The sequence below is a fragment of the Dolichospermum heterosporum TAC447 genome (assembly GCF_024584745.1).
GTDB classification, from domain to species: Bacteria; Cyanobacteriota; Cyanobacteriia; order Cyanobacteriales; family Nostocaceae; genus Dolichospermum; species Dolichospermum heterosporum.
In genome coordinates, this window is record NZ_CP099464.1 from 5322266 (window position 1) to 5345200 (window position 22935).

The following is a 22935-nucleotide window of genomic DNA, read 5'->3' on the forward strand; positions in this document are numbered from 1 at the left end:
TCTGCGCCTCTGCGTGCAAAAATTCAACCTTTCCTACCCACAGCAACAGAATAAATAGCCGCATGACGTTGCCCATCAATCCCCAACATAGCGTTCAAACTCATATCATGAAATCCACCGAGACAAAGACTGTCCAGCCCCAATTGCACAGCCATTAAACTTATATTTTCAGCTTGATGACCAGCTTCCAAAAGCGCAAAACGATAGCCTCGCGCTCCATATTTGCCCATTGAGCGCATAAAAACCGACGTGAACACAAACAGAGCATTGGCATTGACAATATAATCCTGCTGCAAAAATGCTTCTACAAAATCTGTTGGTACAGCATCATTCACCCAATGTAAACCGTGTCCGCGAGGTTCATAGTGATAAAGTCCGGCAACCAAACCCTCCACTGCTTGTGTAGATACGAACACCTCCAGGGGATACAATCCGCCCGCAGAAGGAGAGTTGCGAGCCTCATAGCATTGACCATCCACTTCACGCAGTCCATTGAGTCCACACCCTGCATCAAGCAGTTGAGCCAAAGAGACGAGTGGCATCACCTGATTATCAAATGATCGCACAGAAGTACGCCGTGCTAAAAGCTCAGACAGCGGGTTATCCCGTGGTGCTGGTGGCAATTCCAGAAAAGGAGCTTCTGGCAGATATCGCAGTTCAGTAGCCGGAACACGCTTGACATAACTTTTCGGGACTGGAGAGTTCAAATGATAGAGAAGAGCTAACTCCAGAGGTTCATTGGCTGTGTGCATTGTTCTAATTTCCTCGTTTTAAGCCATGGGATGTGGGCAGGGATTCAAGTCATTTTTGGTACGTCGGCCACCATAACCTAACCTTTCTGGGACTGCAAACAACCGTCGAGTTCCCAGTGGCTCTTGTCCATAACCAAAATAGATAGGAACTAATTCACTGGCTAAAGTCCGCACGACTCGGAAACCAAGAGAGGCGATATCAGGGGCGGTAATTTCCACTACATAAGGTTCAACACCCACTGAATTCAACTTGGCAACTACTGATTGCAAATTCTCCGCTTCTGATTTAGGTTCATAAATTGGTAAATCTTCAACTTGGCAAGATTGATGATGATGAAATAAGAAATCCAACTCACTCAACCGAGAGGTTGTATAGAAAAAAGCGTTGTGATCATCCAAATTCTGAACATCACTATATTGATGGAGATTAGACCCAGCCCCAGTTTTCATCCGTTCTATGTCGCCAAAGCGAGCCTGGCAAACCTCAAAAACTGCCTTGTGAAAAGCCGTTGCTCCATCAAGATGACATCCCATACCAGTGGAAACAGCGGGACCTTTGCCCGAACGGTCAATTAACATGGCCATGAAAACTGGGACTTGAATATCAGTAATCAACTGGAAGACAACTAACTCAATGCCAAATCTGGCATAGTGGCGGGCAATTTCCGTCTCAATTCCTGGCAAGTGGTCAAAATAGATGCGCGGAGCGGGGAGACGATTTAACCAAGTAATGATGAAAGCATCACGTTCAATTAATTCGCACAAACCCCTGTAGGCTGCAAACTCCCAAGTCGGTCCACTAGCCATACCGTTAGAACTAACAGGTAAAATATGATCTCCTGGTTGGTTGCCGTCCCAGTCCAAATAAACCAAGAAGGCTGGAACTAAAACCTCTTGGTTACTGGATAAAGAAAGGGCATTTATCCACGAAGTCTGCATTGTCGGATTGAAAGCTGGAAAAGGGAAGTTTGGGTCAGAGTATTGTTGGTCGGAAAAGGGGGAAAAAACCGCAGGAGAAACCGCACGATTACCTAATTCTTCATAGTTACTAACAATTAGTTGCCGATAATCAACAATACCGCCGCAGTATCTTTCTATAGCTTCGCCTACAGCCCCAAAAATGGCTTGTTCATCTGTCATGCCTCTGCCGACACCGTAGCGTAAATCATCCTGCTGTTTACGAAGCTGGAAATTGGCTAATTCGGCTTGCCACAAAACGGGAAAATCGAACTCTGTATAAGGCTTGGTGAATCTATCTAAGGATCGAATAATGCCAGTATGGGGGCTGACTAAATCTTGCCAGCGGGGACTGGCGATCGCCCCTGGTACTGCGCTCTGCGAAATCGCTGTATTCACTGTGTTTTCTCCTAATCATAAACAGTGCTGAGTTTTGACTTTTTACACTGTCCCCGTGGCGTAGCACCTGTAACCTGTCACCTGTCACCTGTCACCTGTCACCTGTAACCTGTCACCTGTCACCTGTCACCTGTAACCTGTAACCTGTAACCTGTCACCTGTCACCTGTAACCTGTAACCTGTAACCTGTCACCTGTCACCTGTAACCTGTAACCTGTCACCTGTCACCTGTCACCTGTAACCTGTCACCTGTAACCTGTCACCTGTAACCTGTCACCTGTAACCTGTCACCTGTTTTACTGAACAATGGGGACAACCTGGTTTCTTGAGAACAACATTGTGAGTCAGCTTTGTACCAAGTAAGTCTATATGTAGTAATTTTCCGTCAGTAGCCATAGGTAGACCGAGCATCATCTTCACCGCATCAAGAGCCATATAACTTCCCACCAACATCTGACCTATCGGTAAATTTTCCCGTAGTCGTGGTTGAGAACGCCGTTCCCGGTTGAGCAACTGTTCAACCGCCAATTCCACCTCTGGAAACTTAGCACAAGCCATAGACCGCATTCGATAGCATAGATAACAGGGTCCATCCTTGGCAAAAATCAGTGGACCGACATTTCCCTCAATCCCAGCCGCCCCACCCGGTAGCAATGGGCGCTGCATCTTCAGGCATAGTCTATTTAGACGATAGGCTAGATTTACAGATACGGCATCAGTAGCAACAATCACTAGATCAACATCCGCCAACAAAGGATTGATGGTTGCATCGTCATTTAAATTATCTGTAACAATCTCAGTTTGAGTAACTCCACCAATGGCTTCAATTTGTCGAGCCGCTTCCACACCCCGAAAAGCACCAATTTTATTCAATACTGAGCCTGACATCATCAAGGAATCCGACGGCAGGATAGAGGCATCATCGCACAAACGGACAAAACCAATACCAGCAGTAGCCAGATTAATTGCTGCTATCAGTCCCGAACCTCCCAGTCCAAAAACAGCAATCCTAGCATTGGCTAAGTGTTTCCGAGCATCTTTTTGGTTAAAGCCTAATTCATGATAAAGACTAATTTGAGGCAGTAAATAAGCACGACTATCTAAATCATCTGGATTTTCCAAAGACTCTTCCACTAGGCGATTGTCCATCAAAAACTCTAAACATTGATTTAGAGAAGAATCGGTCAATTGTTCGCCAATAGCATCGCGGATTTCTCCTATTGTGCGAGAGCCGTCTAGTAAAGGTAAAACAATTTTTTCTACGTTATGCAGAGATTGACCCTGTACTCTCAGGGTTCGCCGTGTTGTATTAAATATCATACTTTCTTCGCCACTGCAATCTGCCGGCATCACGTTGATAACAACGTGTTCTAGTAGCCGGAGCCGCTGACTATCATTTAATTTCATAGACTTTATTGCAAAAATTGAATCTTGCTATCAATGGCAATCAGAAACATGAAAAACCCTGTTTTTCTACTCAAAAAATATTGGATAAAAGCAGGGTTTTCGTTGACTTTTCTAGCCAAGTTCAATGATTTTCAACTCAAGAAACTCGGTTTCTAGAATTACTAAACTATCGTTATATCGCTGAGTTTAGTTAGTATCCAAATCCGACCTCATCAGTGTCTTCCAACACACCTGATACTGTTGTATGACCACAGCCACCACAGCCGCCGCAAGGTCTACAGCCACCACAGCCACCACAGCCACCACAGCCACGACACCCGCAGCCACGACATCCACAGCCACGACATCCACGACATCCACCGCAGCCAACGCATCCACCGCAATTAGCAAACCATCTTTGGGTGGTTTCAGAGTCAAATACTCCTGACATTGCTAATTTTTCTAAAGTTGCTATTTCCTCCTCAGACAACAGAAGTCGTTCTAATTTGTCGGCTTGATCTACCAAACGCATTTCTATTGTTGGTTGACTCAGTGTTTTTTCTGCCAGCATTGTCACCTACTCCTTTTAAATTGAATTCAATAACCTGTGTACACATCTGTATTTGAGTTTATGAAAAGCTGTGATGATTTTTTGAGTCATTCAGTATTCACAAGTTTGAAGAACAATCAAAAAATCAAGCAATCACTAATGCCTAACTATTATCCCGATACAGATATAGTTAAAAAGCATGAAGACTCATTCTTAAGATTTCACTAGTCCACAAAAGAGCAGAACCAATTTATAATCAATGCGGGGAAGTATCAGATGAGATTTATATTTCGTAAAACCTTATCTGTTAGGAAAATTGCTCTTGTCAGAATTGCCAATTATGTCTTCATTCGCTTATCCAACTTCTACAAGAATATCTTTTTCTAGACAATTTTCTTCTTTCTTGAGTAGTATTATTTTATCTCTTAATAGATTCAGGCTCAATTTGTAAAATTGTGCTAATGATGAATCAAATTCTGAGAATTTAAAGTAATTTTATAGTTAAAGCGAATTTAAAATAATACTTATAGGTAGGTGAACACAATAAAATCAAAGTGTGTAAAGAAAAGTAAAATTTCCTAAAGCTTCTTCACTCTTGCATGATTGCCTCTTGCCTTCCCATAACGACAATTTTCAATGCCATAATCAAAACGGCTAGAAGCTGGACTTTTTTATCATAAGCTGTTGTGCATTTAGTTTGTATAATTCTAGCGGGCAAGATGCCCGCACTACAAAGTTCAAGTAAATTATGGTTATCAAATTTAGCTGCGTAACAGCTTACAAAGAACAAGTTCAAAGCCTCTCCAATTATAAAAGCTGCTCCTTTTCCCTTTCTTGTAGGGGAGGGTCAGGGAGGGGTGCAAAGGAGAGGTTTACCAGAGGGGTTTCATATTTGGTTAAACTATGAACCGTTTTCAGTATAACCTACTTAGCTGATTTAAAAGAGTAGTTCTATTTCTTTATAGTTACTCCTTTAGTAAGATTGTCAGACAGCATACAGTTGAAAAATTTTAAAATATTCATCCTTAAGAAGTGGAGAACAAAAATTTTCAAAAGTAAGATCTTAAATTAATAGACAGCAGAATCCGAAAAATCTCTGATAAATTTGCTAGTAAATGATTAAACTTCTTCGGTAAAGATTGTAGAGACGTTCCATGGAACGTCTCTACAAGGGTTTCAAACTACGCACTAAAAGGGATGAAATTTGATCACTGCATATTTTATTTTTGAAGAATCTCTCCCAAGTAATAAATCTAGTTATTACTTAGAAAATATCAAACTTTTGAAAATCAGGGAATTATCTAACAGCTTATAAAAAAATCAGGGTTAATTAATGAGTGATTTAAGAATTTGGGTGGAAGATTATAGTAGAGTTTTATGGCGTTCCTTACCCTTGTTATGGACAGCAGCACCTCAAGAAATGGTGTTTTTAATTGCTGTAACCTTATTACAGGGGTTTCTTCCTGGAGTGAGTGTTTGGATTACCAAACTAGTGGTAGATACTGTTGCTACAGCCTTAACAACTGGTAAAGCATTAGATGATTCAATTTTGTGGCTTTTAGTAGCAGCATGGGTGGGAGCTTTGCTATTAGAAAACCTTCTCTATCCTTGGATATTGGCACTTCAAGGAAATCTCAATGATAAATTAGCCGCTCATATTAGTTTATTATTAATGCGAAAAGCTGATAGTTTTTCCGACTTGAGCCGATTTGAAGATGCTGAATTTTATGATGAGTTGCAACTTCTCCAACAACAGGTTAGCTATAAACCCTTAAACTTAGTCGAGAATTTGGTAGAATTAAGCCGCTCATTGATTACTTTAATTGTGGTAATTGGGCTATTAATTCCCCTGGCTGTTTGGATACCATTGGTAATTGCGATCGCCACTATACCCCAGATCGTAGTTTCTTCCCAATATGGTAGAGAGATTTGGATCACTTTATTTGAAAACAGTCCCCAAGCTCGAAAAATGCAGTATTACACCTCTGTAATGCTCACTGATACCTATGCCAAAGAAATTAGGTTGTTTCAGCTAGGTGCATTTTTTATGCAGCTTTACGGACAAGCATTTCAATCTTTACATCAATCTATGCGGCATTTGCGAGGTAAACAAGCATTTTGGTCATCTAGTTTAGCTATTTTGAGTACATTAGGAAATGGATTTTCTTTCTATTGGGTAGTCAAGCAAGCTTTCAGAGGACAGTTAAGCCCAGGAAGTGTGCTTTTATTCGTACAATCACTAACTTACTTCCAGAATAATTTAGAAAGATTTGTCAGTCATTGGTTGGATTTGTTCGAGAATATTATCTATATGCAGCAGTTTTTCAACTTTCTCGACAGTCCCACCCCAATGGTATTGAACATACCTGGAGAAAAAATCCCCACTCCGATTCGTGCAGGTATTACCTTTGAGAAAGTTGATTTTCACTACCCAGATGGTAGATTAGCGCTCAAGGATATTTCCTTTACCCTTTACCCAGGAAAAACAGTAGCCATAGTTGGAGAAAATGGCGCAGGTAAAACCACTCTAGTTAAGCTATTAACCAGGCTCTACGACCCCACCACAGGACGGATTATCGTTGATGGTATAGATATGAGAGATTTGAACTTAGAGCAGTGGCGACAGCAAATTGCGGGGGTTTTCCAAGACTTTGGACATTACTCGCTCACCCTGGGAGAAAATATCGCCTTAGGAAACCTAGCCGCCCTAGAAGATCGAGAAATTCTCAGATATGCGGTAGAAAAAGCCGATATCGTCAAACTAGTGGATGATTTTCCCAGCGGAGAAGATACACAATTGGGTAAGCAGTTTGGTGGTACAGAACTTTCTGGAGGACAGTGGCAAAAATTAGCTCTAGCTCGTGCCTTTGTCCGTCAAGAAGCCCAACTACTCCTTCTAGATGAGCCTACCGCAGCACTAGACCCCCGCAGCGAGTGTGATTTTTACCTACGCTTTGTGGAACTAGCGGAAGGGAAAACTACCATCCTCATTACCCACAGATTAGCCTCAGTGCGAATGGCTGACCGCATCTTAGTTCTTAAAGATGGTCATTTAATTGAAGATGGCACTCACCAAGAACTGTTACAACTGGGAGGCGAATATACCGCCCTCTGGAATATGCAAGTAGAACAGTACGGAGTGTAATACAAAAAAACTTAATTCTAGGACTTACGCAGAAATCATCTTCCAATCTCATTTCTCTGTGTCCTCTGCGCCTCTGTGGTTCGTTATTCCATCAGTCATGAACATCAAAAATCCGATTCCTTGGCTCATTGGGCTGACCGCATCTTAGTTCTTAAAGATGGTCATTTAATTGAAGATGGCACTCACCAAGAACTGTTACAACTAGGAGGCGAATATACCGCCCTCTGGAATATGCAAGTAGAACAGTACGGAGTGTAATACAAAAAAACTTAATTCTAGGACTTACGCAGAAATCATCTTCCAATCTCATTTCTCTGTGTCCTCTGCGCCTCTGTGGTTCGTTATTCCATCAGTCATGAACATCAAAAATCCGATTCCTTGGCTCATTGGGCTGACCGCATCTTAGTTCTTAAAGATGGTCATTTAATTGAAGATGGCACTCACCAAGAACTGTTACAACTAGGAGGCGAATATACCGCCCTCTGGAATATGCAAGTAGAACAGTACGGAGTGTAATACAAAAAAACTTAATTCTAGGACTTACGCAGAAATCATCTTCCAATCTCATTTCTCTGTGTCCTCTGCGCCTCTGTGGTTCGTTATTCCATCAGTCATGAACATCAAAAATCCGATTCCTTGGCTCATTGGGCTGACCGCATCTTAGTTCTTAAAGATGGTCATTTAATTGAAGATGGCACTCACCAAGAACTGTTACAACTAGGAGGCGAATATACCGCCCTCTGGAATATGCAAGTAGAACAGTACGGAGTGTAATACAAAAAAACTTAATTCTAGGACTTACGCAGAAATCATCTTCCAATCTCATTTCTCTGTGTCCTCTGCGCCTCTGTGGTTCGTTATTCCATCAGTCATGAACATCAAAAATCCGATTCCTTGGCTCATTGGGCTGACCGCACTGAGTTTATCTGGAATGGGTATTGCTTATTTCAGCCATTGGTATCAACCCAGCAAAAAAGATATTACAGATTTAACAGTTCCTGTCACTACCAGCGACTTAAAAATTAAAATCAAAACCAATGGAGTCGTGCAACCAGTTCGCAAAATTAACATTAGCCCAAGAGAAGCCGGTCGAATTGCCAAACTCTATGTAGATGAAGGTAGTTTTGTCCAAAAAGGACAATTAGTTGCAGAAATGGAGCGTCAAGCCTTTCAAGCCCAGGTGAATCAGTATCGAGCGCTGTTATGGAAGGCAAAAGCCGAATTACAAGAAAAGCGTAAGGGTTATAGACCAGAAGAAATTGCGATCGCTCAAGCTGATGTACGTAAGTATACAGCCCAAGTCCGGGAAGCTGAATCTCGCTTAGTATTAGCCTCTCAACGAGTTAAGCGTAGGCAATATCCTGTATCTCAAGGAGCAATCTCCCGTGATGAACTAGATGCGGCTTTAAATGAAGAAAAAAGTGCTAAAGATAACTTAGAACAAGCTAAATTTAGTCTGATATCTGCCCAACAACAACTGAAAAAACTACTTTCCGGTTATCAAACTGAGGAAATTACCAAAGCCGGTGCTGAAGTAGCTCAAGCAACTGCCCAATTACAATTTTACGAAAATCAGTTAGAAAATACTTTCATTCGCGCTCCCTTCTCTGGCTTAATTACCCGACGTTTTGCCCAAGCGGGGGACTTTGTAACTCCAAATACTTCTGTTTCCACTAATGAAGGGGGAACTAGCGCCTCCATTGCTGAATTATCCAGTGGTTTGGAAATAGAAGCTAAAGTTCCCGAAGTAAATATGGCGCAGATTCAGAAAAATCAGCCTGTAGAAATTCGCCTTGATGCTTTTCCTGATCAAGTTTTTCAAGGGAAAGTCCGTTTGATTGCCCCCAGAGGAGTTAAGGAAGAAAATGTCACATTTATGCGAGTCAAGATTGCTTTGGCAACGGGTCAAGATAAACTCAAGGTAGGGCTAAATGTGAAGTTAACTTTTCTAGTAAATGACATTCGCAATGCTTTGGTAATTCCTTCGGCTGCTGTGGTTTCTGGTAAAGAGGGGCAAGTGGGTGTATTGTTACCAGATAAGGATAATCAAGCCAAATTTCATCCCATACAGGTAGGAATTACTTCTGGTGATAAAACGCAAATTTTGGGCGGACTTTCTGAGGGTGAACGGGTTTTTATCCAACCACCAGCTAATCAATTAATTGATGGTGTTGATCGTCCTATGGGATCTTAGGGATTTCTAATTAAAAAAATACTTAAATAAACGAACCACAGAGACACAGAGAACGCGGAGGAATGAGAGTTTAAGAAATTTTTTGCTTTAGGTGGTTGGGTGTTTTTTATTTGCAGGTTTCTTGGTGTAAGGAGTCAGCAGAAGAAATTTATCTTTTTATCGTTTTAAATTATGAATTTGCTAGAAAGTGTGAACATGGCTTTTGCAACTCTCGCTGCTAATAAACTCCGTAGCGGACTAACTATGCTGGGAATAATTATTGGCAATGCTTCTGTTATTAGTATGATTGGGATTGGACAGGGCGCACAGAATCTTGTGTTGGGAAAACTTGAGGCGTTTGGCGCAAATCAACTCACGGTATATAGTAATTTTGAAGATGATGAAGGCATGAAATTTCCTGATGCCCAATTGGTGTTATCAGACGCAGAAGCAATTAAAGCTCAAGTTCCTAGTGTTAGCAAAGTTGCTCCTATAGATGAGCAGAAAATGCCAATTAGCTTTAATAATAAATTAACATCCACAACTGTTAAAGGAACTACGTCTGATTTGCTCGCTGTGCAAAATCTTGTGCTTGCCACTGGTAGAATGTTTAATCAAAAACAACAGCAACAACAGGCTCAAGTCACTGTTTTGGGTGCAGAAACTAGCCGCAAGTTGTTCGGTGATGAAAATCCTGTGGGACAAGAAGTGATGATTAATAATATCTCGTTTCAAGTTATTGGTTTATTGCAATCAAAGGGTGCATTTGCTGGGGAGAATTTGGATCAAACTGCAATTGTCCCACTGACAACATTTGCTAATAGATTAGTTGGACGTAGATCAATATCTGATATTCCTCTCAGTTATATTTTAGTGACTGCCAAAAATAGAGATAGTGTTCGCGCGGCAGGTTTTCAAATTACTAATATTCTGGCTCGACTACATGGTAAGAAAGATGTGGCTGTTTTCGCTAATAAAAAGTTTCAAGAATTGGTAGTTCAGGTGACTAGTATTTTATCTTTATTATTAGCTTTAATTGCTGCCATTTCTCTGTTAGTAGGTGGAATTGGCATTATGAATATTATGTTAGTTTCTGTGACTGAACGCACTCAAGAAATTGGTTTACGCAAGGCAGTTGGGGCAACTCAGAATGATATTTTAGCGCAGTTTTTAATTGAGGCAATTATTCTCTCTCTTTCTGGCTGTTTGCTGGGGATAATTTTAGGAGTTGGGGGAACTATCCCCTTGGCATTTTTCACGCCTTTAACTCCTCAATTTCCCCTATATGCGATCGCTGTGGCTGTGACAATATCTGGTAGTATAGGCTTAGTTTTCGGTGTCTTTCCCGCCCGACAAGCTGCTATGTTAGACCCCATTGTCGCTCTCAGAAGTGGCTGATTCTAAATCAATCTCTCCAATTATCTAATTGCAAAGGATAGCCTAATGATTGAATTTTTTGATAGTGTTTAGTATTTCCTGTTACTAGAATTAAATTATTTTCTATGGCAATTGCAGCAATTAATACATCTGCTAATCCTATGGTTTGTCCAGTTTTTTCTAAATCAGCGTAAATTAATCCAGATAATTCAGCACTTTTTTGTTCTAAAGATAAGATCTCCATTTGTGGTAAATCTATTAAAAATTCCTGAATCCGATCATTGCGGTTTAATTTTCTCCATCCTTTGATAACTTCTGAAACTGTAATTACAGATATCGTATAATGTTTAAAAATAGTTTTATAAGCAATCGCTTTAGCTATAACTTGGGGATTTTTACCTTTGCGAATTTCTGACAAAATATCTGTATCAATTAAAGTTTAATTTTTCACTGTCAAGGCATTTTTTAGGTTCTATGTTTTAACATATCTTCAATCATTTGATCAACTAATTCTGCATCATCTGACCATTTGCCAATAAATGAATCGTTGAGAATTTCTGGTTGAGTCAATTGCTCAATCATTGCTTTAATTAAATCTGAGATTTGACAATGATTAGTCTGGGTTAGTTGCTGTATTTTGTCATAGGTTTCTTGATCTAGTTCTATTTCTATTTTTTTCATAAGAATACCCGGTAAGTGGGAAACTCAGAGTCTTTAGACCTGAGAGGGAAACGACACGAGCGGTTTTAACCGCTGTAGATATTAAAATTGAAACCAGATTTTTGATTGGAATCTGGAAACCAACTCCCATTTCTGGGGTAATGTTAGCCGATGCCTACGGCACGCTGCGCGAACGACCTGTTATAAGAGCTTGCTTGAGCTTGCAACACTGTTCCAGTGACCTTAGAACTGTTTAATCACAAGCGACAGAGCAGGGAACTGGCAACGCATTCGGTGGGTGTCGTGACTCAAATAACGGCTACCATGAGAGTAGACTCAGGGTGGTCTGGTCAGTACGGCTTGCTTGATTATTCTTGCAAGCCCAGTCCCTTTAGGGCTGGGTTACTGACAATTAGTTATTCATTGAAGTATAGATTTTTTTATTATAGCGTCGTTAAGAAATATTTTTCTACTATCAAAATATCTTTTTACGGTAGCGGTACGGGAGGGTTAATCGGGTGGAATCTTGGGGGGTAGGGGTTTACAAGCGTAAGCCATATTTCCGGGCTAATAAGTAGTGAGACAGAATTAATTACACAATGTTATTGTGTTAGCGCAACGTGACGTTAGCCATATGGAACGAAGTGAAATGAAGCAATTCCAAGGGTTGTGATTGCTTCCCTTCGCTCGCAATGACTGTAAATATTTTTGTCCAATTACTTAAGTAAAGTTTACTAAAGTAAACTGGGGATTTTTAGTCATCAAAAGACAACTTTTGCTATTAGACTGGAAATATGGCTTACGCCACGCTACGTTATCATTCCCAGGCGGGCTACAGGTTTTACGTTAAGTTGACACCAATGACAATGACCATAAACCCAAACTCTGCATAACATCGGGAAGTGCTGTAAAATCCCTGTTTTAATCCTGTTCATCCTTTAATCCTGGACATTATCTCGACTATGGCTACGCCACGCAGGCTATCGCTCGATAACCACCTGATTCTGACAGCCAATTTATCTAAATTCCTGCTGTAATTCTGCCTGATAATCAGCTTGACAATGATATTGGGATAATTCTTTCCAGTTGAGTACGGCTTCTAATAAGTCTTGATAACCCAGGGTGTTGGGGTGGAGTCCGTCACTGGTGAGGCGATCGCTTCTCCATCCTTGACTCCGCTGCATCCATTGATCAAAAATATCTAAATAGGGAATCTGTCTTTGTTCACAAGCTTGTCGTGCTGCTTCTTTGTAGCGGTATTGGTCGGCATGATTATAGAATAAACAATCAAGGAAGGGCATTTTGCTTTCGTCTACGGGAACCATCCCCACAAACAGCACAGGACAGAGTTTTTGAGCTTGATCCAGCAATGTGGCGATTTCTGATTCAAACTGACTAAAATCTGTGTAATTTCTGCCGTTAGGACTTCTTAACCGAGGTGTGTCGTTAACACCGACAGACAAAATAATCAAGTCAGGAACACGATTGCGGATTTCTCCCCGGTGACGAAATTCTGCTTCTAAACGTTGGCATATTTGCTGTGTGCGATCGCCCCTTACCCCCAAATTATAAAGCACATGACCCACACTGTCCGGTAACATCCACCACCGTCGCAATTGTTCCACCCAACCGCCTTTCTCTGGATCACCGTATCCATATACTAAGCTATCCCCCAAGGCGACAATCTTTAAAGGTTGACAAAGTTTTGGCGCTACAGATATTTGCATTAAGGTAGAAGTCGGAAAACTTGGCATTTCAAAAAGTAATGTAATGGATATTTCTAGAATATTCTATATATTTTTACACTATTACCACAAAGTAGGGGCGCAGGACTTGCGCCCAATCATTGATTTTTTGCATTTCCCCAATTATAAACTAATTGGTAACACACTATAACTACCAAAAATTTTCAAAATTTCCGTATAATTTCGCAACTCTTCCAAAGCAGATTTCATGATTTGTGCATTTACATCTGCTTCAATATCTAAATAGAATAAATATTCCCCTAAAGAACGTTTTGTCGGACGCGATTCAATCCGACTCAGATTAATACCCAAATGAGCAAATACTGACAATACTTTCATTAATGCACCTGGTATATTGGCTGGCACGCTAAAGGCTAAAGATGTATGAGTACAATCAACGGGATGATTTTCTTCCCTGCTTACTACCCAAAACCGAGTACAGTTTTCTGGATAATCATTAATCCCTCTGGCAAGAATAGGTAAATTATACAATTGTGCCGCCCGACTAGAAGATATAGCTGCTGTAGTGACTTCCGTTTCTAATCCCTGTAGTGCTTCAGTGGTTGAATTTCGGGGAATTAAATTGACATTTGGCAAGAACTGTGATATCCATTTTTGACATTGCGCTAACGCTTGAGGATGAGAATAGACAGTTTTAATATTATCTAAATTTGTAGCATAGGAAATTAATGTATGTTGAATTGGTAAAACTAAAGCTAACTGAATTTTTAAATTCCCCAATTGCCATAAGCTATCCATTGTCATATTGACACTACCTTCAATAGAATTTTCTACCGGGACAACAGCTATTTCTGCCCGTTTATCGGCGATCGCTTGCAGGGATTGAGCAATGGTAGAATATGGACATAATTCAAAGCTTCTTTGAGAATTAATGTCCGAATGGGTTTTTAACCAGTTGAGATAAAAAAAAGCCGCTTGTTCGGCATAAGTTCCTGGCGGACCCAAATGAGCGATTTTCTGGTTCATGCTGTTAAATTTGGCGAATTTGATGAATAATGAATTAATAGTTAGATTTTTGGCAATTCAAATTGTTAAAAAATATTACAATTAAAAACAAATGGTTTAATTTGCTCATGGTTACTAAGTTTATTGCCTCTCAATCGGTGGAAATTTCCCTTCCTAAGCAATCTATTCCTATTCAACACTACCTGCGGCAGCCTCAACGTTTAGTCAATGCCTTAGCTGATAATACAAGAATTCAACAACTTTCTGAAGAAGGTTTTCGATTAAAAATGCGTCCTCTGTCTTTTATGTCACTGAGTATTCAGCCAACTGTAGACATGAGGGTCTGGGCGGATGCAACCGGAACAATTTATTTGCGATCGCTCGGTTGTGAGATACTGGGTTTTGAGTATATTAACGAAAGGTTTGCACTGAATTTAAAAGGCTATTTGTCACCAGTTCAACTCAATGGTGAAACTTACTTGCAAGGAAAAGCTGATTTGGAAGTTTTAGTAGACATACCGCAACCATTTTCCTTTACACCCAAATCAATTTTAGAAACTACAGGGAATGGATTGCTCAAAAGTGTACTACTAACAATTAAGCAAAGATTGTTACATCACCTCTTAGCAGATTATCGTCATTGGGTAATCTCGCAAAATCAAAATAACGAAACTGATCACAACATCCCTGATAGCGGTAGCGTGGTGCAAGCCATATTACCAAGTTTAAATTTTGAGTAGTTTATGGGAAAATAAGGCAAATTTGGCAATTGTCCTCAAAAACTGGGAATCCAAAATCTAAAATCTAAAATCTAAAATTGTTTGGCAGGGACGAAAAGAGCGACGATGTAAAGATGAAGGTCCGTATTTTTGAAGCGCCAGTAAATGACGCGGACTTCCATAACCTTTATTTTTTTCTAGATCATACAGGGAATATTTTAACGCTAACCGTTGCAGCAAATCATCACGCCAAACCTTTGCCATGATACTAGCTGCGGCAATATTAAGCGATCGCTCATCACCTTTGACAACTGTTTCTTGAGGTATTGGCAAATTCTTCACCAACTGATTACCATCAATCAAAAACAGTTCCGGCTTTACCCGCAACTTCAAAACAGCCCGCTTCATTGCCAAAAGAGTCGCCTGTAAAATATTCAACTCATCTATTTCCTTCGTTGTAGCATAACCAATTCTCCAATCTACAGCCAACGTGGCAATTTTTTGAGCCAGTTTAGTTCTCCGAGAACTAGACAACTTTTTACTATCCTTAATGTTATCTAACATCAGTATTGATAAAGCGTCTACTGGTAATATAACTGCCGCTGCTACCACAGGCCCAAATAAAGCACCCCTACCTACCTCATCTACACCCCCAACTGCACCCTGCATATTTGAGTAAGTAGAAAACTCTAACCAACTCGAATTATCCCAGGATGCAGGTTTAATGTCTGCCATTGTCTAAACTATGATTTGTTTGATTTATTTGATGTAGATGATTAATCGGAACTATGATTTATCTCATTGATTTGATTTACCTGATTAATTCATTAATCAATCAATCAATTAATCAATTAATTAATTAATCAATCACAAAAATCACACAAATCATGAAAATCACAGTCCGAAACCATCTGTATCTAGGGCTGATGAACGACGACGACGACGACGATTAGGAATAGAACTACTATTACTATCAGATTCTATTTCTTTTTCAATTTCCGTTTTTTCTTCAACTTTAGTTTCTTTCTCAGGTTCTATTTTTCCTTCAGATTTAGTTGCTTTTTCTCCAAGAATTTCTGTCAATTCTGGAAATATTGCTAATGGTGGAAAGGATGAATCTTCTTCTATCTCAAATTTCGATGTCGGTAGTTTAATAGCGACAACTTCAGGAAGTGTTTTTTCAGTAACAATTGGTTCAGGGACAACTTCAGATTCTTCAATAGGTGATTGTCCTGGTTGCACAACATTGATAATCACCGATCTAGGATTTTTTCCTTCCCGATCTAACTTGAGTAAAGGAGAAATTCCCATTTCAGCATAAGTATCCTGTTCCTTTGCTGACATTTCCACCGTAATCACCTCTGGTGGTTCTACCTTAATCGGGTCTAATTTTACCTTTGTCCGTTCTGGTCTTTCCGTCCAACCTGATTTATTAATAGTTGGGGGAGAGATTTCTGGTATTGGTAATTCAGGTTCTTCTAAGTCTAAATCTGAATCATTAACAAAAGCTAGAGGATTACTAGGTAAGCGGGATTCATCCTTACCGTTACCACCATTCACACTAATGCGGCTACGGCGGGTCCGGGTACGACGCTTATCATTTAATTCTTGGTAACTAGGATGATTGATCAGATGCAGAGAACTAAATTCCGGTTCAGTTTCAAATCCATCACCAAAGCCATCATAGACATCTTTTGGTGTCCCTTGTGGCACACTACCGATATCTGGTATGCGAGTAGTGGGTGCAGGTGGACGAGATTCTCTTTGCGGTATGGGTACAAATCGCTCTGGGATGTCCGCAGCCGGTATAGGCAGACGGTTTTCTAGTTCTCCAGGTAATCTGACGGTATGTCCTAAGCCGCCACAAGTAGGACAAGTTTCGCCAAACAATTCATAAATGTTTTGACCTTGACGCTTACGAGTAAGTTCCACCAAACCTAGTTCAGTCAGTTGGGCAATTTGGGGACGGGCTTTATCAGCTTTAAGAGCTTTGTTAAAGTGTTCTAAAACTTGCATTTGATCACGTCGGGATTCCATATCAATGAAATCAACCACAATCACACCTGCAATGTTCCGCAACCGTAACTGACGAGCAATTTCCGCTGCTGCTTCGCAGTTTGTCCACAGCACTGTTTCTCTGGCAGTTGCCGAACGGGTGAATGAACCGGAGTTCACATCTATGACGGTTAAAGCTTCCGTTGGTTGGATGATCACATAACCGCCTGATGGTAAATCTACCCTGGGTCTGAGGGCTTCACGGACGGCGGCATTGATGCGGAAATATTCTAAGATGGGTGAGCGATCGCGGTGATGATCAATTAACAATCCTTGGGGTGTTTGTCCACCACTCCAGTTTTGTAAATACTGCTTCACTCGTTTTAAACCAGTGCTGGAATCAACAACTATGCGATTCACATCACTACCATACATATCTCTAAGAACGCGCTGAATAAAGTCATCATCACGATTCAGTAGAGCCGGCGCACGGGAAGTCACTGCTTCTTGCTGGACAATTTCCCACTGCTTTTGCAGCACTTCCAAATCTTCAATAATGGCTTCTTCTGGCTTTCCTTCTGCTTCTGTGCGTACAAGTAACCCCATCCCTGCTGGTTTCACTAAAATAGCCAAAGCTCTCAGCCGGTTACGTTCACTTTCGCTTTTAATCCGTCTCGATAAATTTACCCCTCGTCCATAGGGCATTAACACTACATAACGTCCAGGTAATGTGATGTTACCTGTGAGCCTGGGACCTTTTGATCCGGTTGGCTCTTTCATCACCTGCACTAAGGTTTTTTGTTGTGGTGTCAACAGTTCTGTGATTGCTGCTGCACTACGTTTCAGCCTTAATGGACCTAAATCAGTGACGTGAATAAATCCGTTGCGTTCTGGATCGCCGATATTGACAAAAGCCGCATCTATCCCAGGTAATACATTTTCTACTACACCCAGATAGATATCACCAATTTGGTGATGACCCGTAGCTACAACGAGTTCTTGTATTTGATCTTCTGAAAATACAGCAGCAATTTGATGCTGCTCCGCGATGATAATTTGTTTTGGCATTCAATTTCCTCAAAAATTGGCAGCACCGCCGGGAATTACCAGGAATTTCTTTGTTATCCCGCTTGTCCTAACGGTCGCTGCTACAAGACGCTACTAGTAATAAAAAATTTCAATTTGAGTAGCTCTGCAAAGTTGTGAAGAGCTAATGATACTGTGATTGCGTTTACACGCCGGATTATTCCTGAATAGCTGTATATAGTCTAAGAACTTTCATCAACCGCCCTTGGCTGATTTCCCCTACTATACGCTGCTATTTAAACTTTGGATATCCGTAGATATCGGTTTCAAAGTTAAGATTCATTAAGTAAAGCTGACCATATCTAAATATAGCAACACACAAGGTAGTTAGGACATCAATTAATCATGAAACTCATCCCCAACCAGGTTTTTACTCCTGACTCGCTGACTCCTGACTTCTGAAATAACACACGCGTGGTAAAAAACCTCTGCGTCTAGACACGGTATCTCTTTGGGTTTACCATCTGCCGATGTAGGGAAATCTGCCTTAATCACTGGATTCACTATCCGTGTTTTTACTAGAAAGTCTAGCTAGGTGCAGATAACTCATGTGGTCATCATTGTAAGAATTATGGCAGGGTTGTAATCCCTGTCAATATTTATGTTGTATTTTTACAATTGAACACACTTGCATTCATAGCAATTGCTTAAAAGCCCGCAATAAAAGCAAGTCTTATTTAAGAGATGGACTTGGATCGGTCAATGGAGAAGTTAAGGAAAGCTATTGTTATTGACACTCTGCGGTCTGAAGACACGCGGATTCTTTAAGACTTGCTTAAAAGGGACAGTCAAGTACCCCTTAGACACTCAAAACAATTACTAGTACGACAGGTATTGCAATTGTGCTTACTTTTAGATTGATTTAGTGCTTTCCGATGCCATCAGTTTTTAGTGTTAAACGCTCCATGCTTCACCATTGCTTGTTTACCCAGGCTACGGCTATGCCGAGACGAGATAAATCAGGGGTTTCTCCTTAATAAAACACTTCTTTGCGTTGATAGTTACTCCTACTAGCTCATTAATTATATCATGTCACTGCGAATAAATTCGCCGTTGGCACTTCCTCCATTATCTAAAGCCAAATGGCTTCCGTGCCATTCGTTATTTCTTGTGATTTGTAATCAGCAGTAGAGTTTCTCTGGGATACAATCTTAGAAGTGACATTCTTACAGCAGAATTCACCGAGTCAGGAGTAAAACTGGCTTGCTGTCCGGCTTTGAATTTAGATCCTGTACCTCATTAATTTGCAATCTACTGTATATCTTTGCCTTCGTTCCTGTGATGATCGCAGGGAGTGAATCAAGTCATTCAATGCAGTGCCAGAAAATTTCTCTTGATCATTATTCTAACGCAACCTTGCCAAAAATCAATTCCTACAATGTGCTAATTTTTGACAACTACTAGCAACTTAGCCAATAACTAGAAGTTCGTCAAATTTATTTTGACGGGTAATGAGCGGAAAAAACTTCTGTTCTTCCCTCCCCTGCCCCCCTTGCTTCTCTTCTCCCCCTGCTTGCCTTCACCCGTCATTTTCGGGTTGACAGACTACTAGACGCTGGCGGTGGATATGCAAGATGTGAAATTCTACATTTGCTACTGTTTCTAGCATAGACAAGATTTGCTCAGGACGCAAGATTACTCCATCAGGACGACAGCTACCCAAGTAACGCACAACGGCTATTGAGTCCAATTCTTGATGAGAGACTGAAATTAATTCTATCTCCCACAGGCGATCGCGCAGATTTATTAATTGCTGTTTACCGGATTTGGTTGTATGTGCCGATAAAATCTCCTCTTGATGTTTAATAGTCTCAATCCAGTTTTGCCATTGTGCCGATTGTCCCTCGCTTTGGGCTGTAGACAATGTGAGTAAATACTCGGCTGCTTCTAGCTTTTGGGTAGCGGAGGGAGACTTGATGTCTATTTCTACCACATTATACACAGGAATGTCAGCAGGTAGTTGTTTAACCAATTGGGTATGAAAAGTTGCCACATCAATTGGTTCAGTCAACTCAAAATCAACTATTTCTCCACTACTGGTAGCACCTAAACTTAAAGCACTGGCTAAAGCAATCCTCGGTCCAGGATGAAAACCACCTGTGAAGGTGATGGGTAAACCGGCACGGCGCATAACTCGATCAAATAGACGCATCAAATCTAAGTGACTGACTAAAGCCATATTTCCTTGTTTACCAAAGCATACTCGCAATCGTTGGGCTTTGGTGGTGTTGGGAACAAAATCGCCGGCAAAGCTGGGAATGGGTGGTGCAGCCATAACCACATTATGACCGAAATCAGTGCCACAGACTCCACAATGAGAACAACCTTCAAAAGAGCAGTCAGGGACAATTGCAGCTTCTAGAGCGCGTTGTAGGTCTTGTTGCAGCCACTTTTTATCAATGCCAGTATCAATATGATCCCAAGGTAAGGGAGTATCCAGAGGTGATAGAGTTTCTTGTTCGTTGTTGCTGACAGCAAACAGATTCCATTCGCCATTTTCCACTTGACGGTATTTCCAGTCTAGACCGGCTTCGGTAATGGCTGTTCCCCAAGCTGTAAAGGCTTTATCTACATTATCAAACCAAGCATCCATGCCTGCACCCAATTTCCAAGCCCGATGTAACACTTTCCCCAGAGTGCGATCGCCTCTACCAATAAAGTCTTCCATCGCCGAGATCCGAAAATCCGTGAAATTTACTTTCACATTCCGCATTCCCCGAAATTCTTCCCGCAGGAGGTTTTGCTTTCTCGCAAACTCCGTTGTGGAAACTGAATGCCATTGAAAGGGAGTATGGGGTTTGGGGGTAAAGTTAGAAATGGTCAAAGTGAAGTTTAAGGATCTTCTGCCCTTTTCCCAACATTCTTGCTTTAACCATCTTACCGTTTCCACAATGCCAACCACATCGGCATCGGTTTCACCGGGTAAACCAATCATAAAATACAGCTTGATTTTATCCCAACCTTGTGACCACGCTGTTTTTACACCCCGCAGTAACTCTTCATTTGTCAACCCCTTATTGACAATATCCCGCATTCTTTGTGTACCCGCTTCTGGAGCAAAGGTTAACCCACCTTGGCGCGTACCTCCCAGGATATTGGCAATATTTTCATCAAACCTATCTACTCTTTGACTAGGTAAGGTGAGGGAAATGTTGTCATTTTTTAAGCGATTTTTTATTTCCATCCCCACCGCTGGTAGGGCTAAATAATCTGAACAACTTAAAGACAAAAGGGAAAACTCATTGTAACCAGTTTCCCGCATTCCCTTTTCTATAGCTTCTACCACTTTTTCCGGTTCGACATCCCTCGCTGGTCTAGTTAGCATTCCTGGTTGACAGAAGCGACAACCGCGAGTACAACCGCGACGAATTTCAATGGTGAGGCGATCATGGACTGTTTCTACATAGGGAACTAAGCCGATAGAATAGGCAGGAATGGGTGTGGCGACTCTTCTGAGGACTCTTTTGGGTACATCTGGACGCAGGGGATATACAGCCCCACCTACACCCATCTCATAGAACTGCGGCACATAGACACCAGGAATTTGCGCCAGGTCTAATAATAGTTCTTGACGACTCAAGCCTGATTCTTTCCCTTCTTCTAAAACCAAGCCAATTTCGGGAAGTAGTTCTTCACCATCTCCCAAAACCATGAAATCGAAGAAATCTGTATAGGGTTCGGGGTTAGAGGTTGCTGTTTGTCCACCAGCAAAAATTAGCGGGTAATTTCCCTGTAACCGTTCTTCTCTAGTCACGGGGATTCCGGCTAAGTCCAACATTTCTAAAATATTGGTGCATCCTAATTCGTAACTGAGACTAAAGCCTAAAATATCGAAGTCCGTCAACCACCGTTTAGATTCCACTGCAAACAGGGGTGTCTGCGTGGTGCGAAGTTTGGCGGCTAAATCCGCTCCTGGTAGATAAGCGCGATCGCACAACTGGCGAGGCTGGACATTCAAAATATTGTATAAGATGATATGCCCTAAATTTGATGCCCCTACCTCATACACTTCTGGATAGGTCAAAACCCAACGGATTTTTGCCGTATCCCAAGGTTTATGGACTGCTAAACGCTCATTACCCAGGTAACGGGCAGGTTTTAAAATATCCGATGTTATTAATTGTTCAACTAAAACAGCCACTTTGCTATCTTCTAGCTACCATAAATTACAGCTAACCACCCCAAGACTAGCATTAATTAGAGATTTTGACTGAAGTTCAATAATTTTATCTTGCAAATTTGGTGCTGCCTGAATTAGGTTATGCCTACGGCACGCTGCGCGTTAACGAAGTTCCTCTGAAAGAGGCACGTGCAGAGGCTTCCAGAAGCAAAGGCGCAAAGTTTTAGGAATTATATTGACATTATCCTCTAAGCTTTTATAAGTGTAGATTTGCATCTTGTTTGCAGATCAACTTTTTTTCTGACTTGGCTACAAGTTGGAAGTCTCTTTACTCAATCTTTATAGCTTGACTGGGTTTATTTAAAGATTGTCATAAGTCAATGGTAAAGTGTAATTATATATACATTTTTTTTTAGCAAGTTAAAAAACAATCTACTTATGCCTTCTGAATGCAGATTCATCATCTGTCCCTATAGCAGTTACTCTTGCTGAAACTGTGAATGGAGGTAGTTCCAGGAAAATTTCTCTGTAATTGTCCACCTTGACTTTTACCCTTATCATTGATAAAAACAGAGTTACCGAATAACTGGTCTTGATTATTTAGTAGTGATCTAAATCACAGGGTCGAGAGGTATAAATCACCTTTTATACCGAGCATTGTCTTAGATAATGACTAGTAACTGCAATTTGGTTTATTTGTTATGAAAACTCGATACGTGATTCGTCAGTTGGTAGAAAAAGCCCTGCATATCCGCAAGCTAACGCCAGAAATCGAAAATGAGATTAACTCGGAATTAACAAAGCTAGGTCATATCTCTGATGTTGACTATGAAGCTTTAGAATTACTAATGGCAGAGATGGATGCTGGTCGGGTACAGTTAGTTCCTACCTGGGGATAATACTCG

At 40.9% G+C, this 22935-nt stretch carries 19 protein-coding genes; 8 read left to right on the plus strand and 11 right to left on the minus strand.

Annotation, left to right across the window (positions count from 1 at the left end; genetic code table 11):
- Positions 1–23: 23 nt before the first annotated feature.
- From NG743_RS24345 to NG743_RS24360, 4 genes are all read right to left on the minus strand, one after another.
- Entirely contained in the window at positions 24–752 is a 729-nt protein-coding gene (locus tag NG743_RS24345; RefSeq protein WP_027401445.1) for a SagB/ThcOx family dehydrogenase, read from the minus strand.
- An 18-nt stretch (positions 753–770) separates the two neighbouring features.
- Positions 771–2108 (minus strand): YcaO-like family protein, encoded by a 1338-nt coding sequence (locus tag NG743_RS24350; RefSeq protein WP_257121063.1) that lies wholly within the window; start codon positions 2106–2108, stop codon positions 771–773.
- 273 nt (positions 2109–2381) lie between these two features.
- Positions 2382–3515 (minus strand): TOMM precursor leader peptide-binding protein, encoded by a 1134-nt coding sequence (locus NG743_RS24355; protein ID WP_257121064.1) that lies wholly within the window; start codon positions 3513–3515, stop codon positions 2382–2384.
- Positions 3516–3705: 190 nt separating this feature from the next.
- Positions 3706–4065 (minus strand): hypothetical protein, encoded by a 360-nt coding sequence (locus NG743_RS24360; RefSeq protein ID WP_193963495.1) that lies wholly within the window; start codon positions 4063–4065, stop codon positions 3706–3708.
- 1312 nt (positions 4066–5377) lie between these two features.
- Between NG743_RS24360 and NG743_RS24365 the strand changes: the two genes are divergently transcribed.
- The 6 genes from NG743_RS24365 to NG743_RS24390 all read left to right on the plus strand — a co-directional run bounded on the left by NG743_RS24365 (position 5378) and on the right by NG743_RS24390 (position 10760).
- Complete coding sequence (locus NG743_RS24365) at positions 5378–7189, plus strand: ABC transporter ATP-binding protein (protein WP_257121065.1); 1812 nt, start codon at positions 5378–5380, stop codon at positions 7187–7189.
- 75 nt (positions 7190–7264) lie between these two features.
- On the plus strand, positions 7265–7447 hold the full coding sequence (locus tag NG743_RS24370) for a hypothetical protein (protein ID WP_193962358.1): 183 nt from the start codon (positions 7265–7267) through the stop codon (positions 7445–7447).
- Between the two features lie 75 nt (positions 7448–7522).
- Positions 7523–7705: a hypothetical protein gene (locus NG743_RS24375; protein ID WP_193962358.1), complete on the plus strand. Its 183-nt coding sequence runs from the start codon at positions 7523–7525 to the stop codon at positions 7703–7705.
- Positions 7706–7780: 75 nt separating this feature from the next.
- Positions 7781–7963: a hypothetical protein gene (locus NG743_RS24380; RefSeq protein ID WP_193962358.1), complete on the plus strand. Its 183-nt coding sequence runs from the start codon at positions 7781–7783 to the stop codon at positions 7961–7963.
- Positions 7964–8060: 97 nt separating this feature from the next.
- Positions 8061–9383, plus strand: coding sequence for an efflux RND transporter periplasmic adaptor subunit (locus NG743_RS24385; RefSeq protein WP_257121066.1), 1323 nt, complete (start codon positions 8061–8063; stop codon positions 9381–9383).
- A 171-nt stretch (positions 9384–9554) separates the two neighbouring features.
- On the plus strand, positions 9555–10760 hold the full coding sequence (locus tag NG743_RS24390; protein WP_027401440.1) for an ABC transporter permease: 1206 nt from the start codon (positions 9555–9557) through the stop codon (positions 10758–10760).
- 7 nt (positions 10761–10767) lie between these two features.
- Here the strand turns inward: NG743_RS24390 and NG743_RS24395 are convergent, their stop codons facing one another.
- The 4 genes from NG743_RS24395 to pheA form a co-directional block, all read right to left on the minus strand.
- The gene (locus NG743_RS24395) at positions 10768–11157 is read right to left on the minus strand and encodes a PIN domain-containing protein (protein ID WP_174783536.1); all 390 of its coding nucleotides are present in this window, start codon (positions 11155–11157) and stop codon (positions 10768–10770) included.
- A 47-nt stretch (positions 11158–11204) separates the two neighbouring features.
- Positions 11205–11420 (minus strand): hypothetical protein, encoded by a 216-nt coding sequence (locus NG743_RS24400; RefSeq protein ID WP_027401438.1) that lies wholly within the window; start codon positions 11418–11420, stop codon positions 11205–11207.
- A 995-nt stretch (positions 11421–12415) separates the two neighbouring features.
- Positions 12416–13153 carry a GDSL-type esterase/lipase family protein gene (locus tag NG743_RS24405; protein ID WP_228043710.1) on the minus strand — a complete coding sequence of 246 codons (738 nt, stop codon included), beginning with the start codon at positions 13151–13153 and terminating at the stop codon, positions 12416–12418.
- Positions 13154–13267: 114 nt separating this feature from the next.
- Positions 13268–14131, minus strand: a complete 864-nt coding sequence (pheA, locus tag NG743_RS24410) for a prephenate dehydratase (RefSeq protein WP_257121067.1) — start codon at positions 14129–14131, stop codon at positions 13268–13270.
- Between the two features lie 107 nt (positions 14132–14238).
- On the opposite strand from pheA, the gene NG743_RS24415 reads away from it, so the two are divergent.
- Entirely contained in the window at positions 14239–14850 is a 612-nt protein-coding gene (locus NG743_RS24415) for a DUF1997 domain-containing protein (protein WP_027401435.1), read from the plus strand.
- 57 nt (positions 14851–14907) lie between these two features.
- Here the strand turns inward: NG743_RS24415 and NG743_RS24420 are convergent, their stop codons facing one another.
- From NG743_RS24420 to NG743_RS24430, 3 genes are all read right to left on the minus strand, one after another.
- Positions 14908–15564, minus strand: coding sequence for a ribonuclease HII (locus NG743_RS24420; RefSeq protein ID WP_027401434.1), 657 nt, complete (start codon positions 15562–15564; stop codon positions 14908–14910).
- Positions 15565–15723: 159 nt separating this feature from the next.
- The gene (rne, locus tag NG743_RS24425; RefSeq protein ID WP_027401433.1) at positions 15724–17892 is read right to left on the minus strand and encodes a ribonuclease E; all 2169 of its coding nucleotides are present in this window, start codon (positions 17890–17892) and stop codon (positions 15724–15726) included.
- Positions 17893–19429: 1537 nt separating this feature from the next.
- Positions 19430–22051, minus strand: a complete 2622-nt coding sequence (locus NG743_RS24430; protein ID WP_257121068.1) for a TIGR03960 family B12-binding radical SAM protein — start codon at positions 22049–22051, stop codon at positions 19430–19432.
- Between the two features lie 680 nt (positions 22052–22731).
- Between NG743_RS24430 and NG743_RS24435 the strand changes: the two genes are divergently transcribed.
- On the plus strand, positions 22732–22929 hold the full coding sequence (locus tag NG743_RS24435; protein ID WP_015078743.1) for a hypothetical protein: 198 nt from the start codon (positions 22732–22734) through the stop codon (positions 22927–22929).
- Positions 22930–22935: the final 6 nt, after the last annotated feature.

Excerpts from the sequence above, each read along its gene's own strand:
- rne (WP_027401433.1), bottom strand. The coding sequence starts at position 17,892 with ATGCCAAAACAAATTATCATCGCGGAGCAGCATCAAATTGCTGCTGTA.
- NG743_RS24345 (WP_027401445.1), bottom strand. The coding sequence starts at position 752 with ATGCACACAGCCAATGAACCTCTGGAGTTAGCTCTTCTCTATCATTTG.
- NG743_RS24365 (WP_257121065.1), top strand. The coding sequence starts at position 5,378 with ATGAGTGATTTAAGAATTTGGGTGGAAGATTATAGTAGAGTTTTATGG.
- NG743_RS24415 (WP_027401435.1), top strand. The coding sequence starts at position 14,239 with ATGGTTACTAAGTTTATTGCCTCTCAATCGGTGGAAATTTCCCTTCCT.
- NG743_RS24405 (WP_228043710.1), bottom strand. The coding sequence starts at position 13,153 with ATGCCAAGTTTTCCGACTTCTACCTTAATGCAAATATCTGTAGCGCCA.
- NG743_RS24385 (WP_257121066.1), top strand. The coding sequence starts at position 8,061 with ATGAACATCAAAAATCCGATTCCTTGGCTCATTGGGCTGACCGCACTG.
- pheA (WP_257121067.1), bottom strand. The coding sequence starts at position 14,131 with ATGAACCAGAAAATCGCTCATTTGGGTCCGCCAGGAACTTATGCCGAA.
- NG743_RS24360 (WP_193963495.1), bottom strand. The coding sequence starts at position 4,065 with ATGCTGGCAGAAAAAACACTGAGTCAACCAACAATAGAAATGCGTTTG.
- NG743_RS24400 (WP_027401438.1), bottom strand. The coding sequence starts at position 11,420 with ATGAAAAAAATAGAAATAGAACTAGATCAAGAAACCTATGACAAAATA.
- NG743_RS24435 (WP_015078743.1), top strand. The coding sequence starts at position 22,732 with ATGAAAACTCGATACGTGATTCGTCAGTTGGTAGAAAAAGCCCTGCAT.
- NG743_RS24390 (WP_027401440.1), top strand. The coding sequence starts at position 9,555 with ATGAATTTGCTAGAAAGTGTGAACATGGCTTTTGCAACTCTCGCTGCT.
- NG743_RS24420 (WP_027401434.1), bottom strand. The coding sequence starts at position 15,564 with ATGGCAGACATTAAACCTGCATCCTGGGATAATTCGAGTTGGTTAGAG.
- NG743_RS24355 (WP_257121064.1), bottom strand. The coding sequence starts at position 3,515 with ATGAAATTAAATGATAGTCAGCGGCTCCGGCTACTAGAACACGTTGTT.